The organism is Streptomyces sp. PT12 (genome assembly GCF_003311645.1).
Taxonomy (GTDB): domain Bacteria; phylum Actinomycetota; class Actinomycetes; order Streptomycetales; family Streptomycetaceae; genus Streptomyces.
In genome coordinates, this window is record NZ_QEST01000246.1 from 1 (window position 1) to 2,533 (window position 2,533).

Here is a 2,533-nt window from a genome sequence, read left to right on the forward strand (position 1 = left end):
CCTGCGCGAACTCGGTGCGACTGAGCAGGTCCGCGTCCCCACCGAACACCACATCCCTGACCGGGAGTTCGAAGCGCTCGCACACCGCGTCGAACGCCTCCGCGTACACCGGGAACGCCTCATACAACTCCCGTCCCATGCCCAGGCGTTGACTGCCCTGGCCCGAGAACAGGAACGCCAGGCGCCGGTCTTCGTCGGCCGTGCCGCGCACGACACCCGCGGCGGAGCGGCCCTCGGCGAGCGCGTTGAGACCGGCGGTGAGAGCGTCGCGGTCGCCCGCGACGACGACGGCACGGTGTTCGAGCGCGGCGCGGCTCGTGGCGGTGGAGTAGGCGAGGTCGCCGATCGGGGCGTTCGACTCTTCCAGGAGGCGGGCGGCCTGTGCGGTGAGCGCCGTGGCGCTGTGCCCGGAGACCAGCACGGGATAGGTGCCGGGCCTGGCCCCGGTGGGGGCGTTCGCGCCCTCTTCGGCGGTGGGCGCCTCCTCGACGATCAGGTGGGCGTTGGTGCCGCTCATGCCGAACGACGACACGCCCGCGCGGCGCGGGCCCTCCGCCTCCCAGGGGCGGGCCTCGGTCAGCAGCTCGACCGCGCCCGCCGACCAGTCGACATGCGGCGTGGGCTCGTCGACGTGCAGCGTCTTGGGGAGGACGGCGTTTCGCATCGCCATGACGACCTTGATGACGCCGCCGACGCCGGATGCGGACTGGGTGTGGCCGATGTTGGTCTTCAACGAGCCGAGGGCGAGGGGTGTTTGGCGGTTCTGGCCGTAGGTGGCGATGACGGCCTGGGCCTCGATGGGGTCGCCCAGGGTCGTTCCCGTCCCATGGGCCTCGACGAGGTCGACATCGGCGGTGGACAGCCCGGCGTTGGCGAGGGCCTGGCGGATCACGCGCTGCTGGGATGGGCCGTTGGGGGCGGTGAGCCCGTTGGACGCGCCATCGGAGTTGACAGCTGATCCACGGACGACGGCGAGGACGGGGTGGCCGTTGCGGCGGGCGTCGGAGAGGCGTTCGACCAGGAGGAGGCCGACGCCCTCGCCCCACCCCGTGCCGTCGGCGGCGGCGGCGAACGCCTTGCAGCGGCCATCGGCGGCCAGGCCGCGCTGGCGGGAGAACTCGATGAAGGTGCCAGGGGTTGACATGACGGTTACGCCGCCCGCCAGGGCGAGGGTGCACTCGCCCTGCCGGAGCGCCTGGGCGGCCAGGTGCAGGGCGACGAGGGAGGAGGAGCACGCGGTGTCGACGGTGACGGCGGGGCCTTCGAGGCCGAACGTGTAGGAGAGGCGACCTGAGACGACGCTGGCGGCGTTGCCGGTGCCGACGTGGCCGCCGAGCTCGTCCTCGGCGAACATCAACAGGGTCGCGTAATCCTGGCTGTTGGTGCCGACGAAGACGCCGGTGCGGCTGCCGCGCAGCCCGGCCGGGTCGATCCCGGCGCGTTCGGCGGCTTCCCACGCGGTTTCGAGGAGGAGCCGCTGCTGGGGGTCCATGGCCAGCGCCTCGCGGGGGCTGATGCCGAAGAACGCGGGGTCGAACTCCGTTGCCTCGTGCAGGAATCCGCCCGAGCGTGTGTAGCTGGTGCCCGTGCTCGCGGGGTCTGGGTCGTAGAGCGACTCGACGTCCCAGCCGCGGTCGGTGGGGAATTCGGTCATGGCGTCGCGGCCTTCGGCGACCAACTCCCAGAGATCTTCCGGGGAGTGGACGCCGCCGGGGTAGCGGCACGCCATGCCGACGATCGCGATCGGCTCCTGGTCGCGCGACTCGACCTCCTGGAGGCGCGCGCGGGTGCTGTGGAGGTCGGCCGACACGCGCTTGAGGTAGGCGAGCAGCTTCTCTTCATTCGTGGGCATTGTTGCTATCCACCAAACGCAATCGGGAGGTCGTGCCGCATCAGGAGAGGCCGAGCTCGCGGTCGATGAAGTCGAACACCTCGTCGGAGGTGGCCGAGTCAAGTTTTTCGGCGATGCCGCCGGGCTCTTCTGTCTCCTCGCTTGTCCACTGGGCGAGGAGGGTGCGCAGCCGCACGGTGACGCTGGCGCGCTCGGAGTGCTCAAGGGCGGCTCCGGCGAGCAGGTCGGCCAGCCGGTCGAGCTCGGTCAGCACCGGGACGGCGGAGGTGTCGTGGCCTCCGCCGAGTGCGGCGAGGAGGTGCTGGGTGAGCGCGGCCGGTGTGGGGTGGTCGAACACCAGCGTGGCGGGCAGCGTGAGCCCGGTGACGGCGGTCATGGCGTTGCGCAGCTCGACGGCGGTGAGCGAGTCGAAGCCCATGTCGCGGAACGCGCGGCCCGCCGCGACGTTGGCCGTGTCGGGGTGTCCGAGGACGCGGGCGGATTCGGCGCAAACGAGGCCGGTGAGGTGGCGTTCGCGGTCGGCCGGGGCGAGGGCGGCGAGGGTGGCCGCCAGCTCGGTGCCGTTGTCGCCCGTGTCGCCCTTGCCTTGTGTGGCACCGGAGTTGAGCGCCTGCCGCACCTCGGAAAGTTCGCTGATCAGGGGGCGTGGCCTGGCGGCGGTGAAGGCCGGGGCGAAGACGG

2 protein-coding genes are annotated in these 2,533 nt (G+C 71.8%); both read right to left on the reverse strand.

The window, feature by feature from the left end:
* Positions 1-1,852: type I polyketide synthase (locus DEH69_RS26975; protein WP_113689606.1), on the reverse strand; the 1,852-nt coding region annotated here is incomplete at its 3' end.
* A gap of 40 nt (positions 1,853-1,892) precedes the next feature.
* The coding region (locus DEH69_RS26980; RefSeq protein ID WP_220131348.1) for an acyl carrier protein at positions 1,893-2,533 on the reverse strand (641 nt) is incomplete at its 5' end.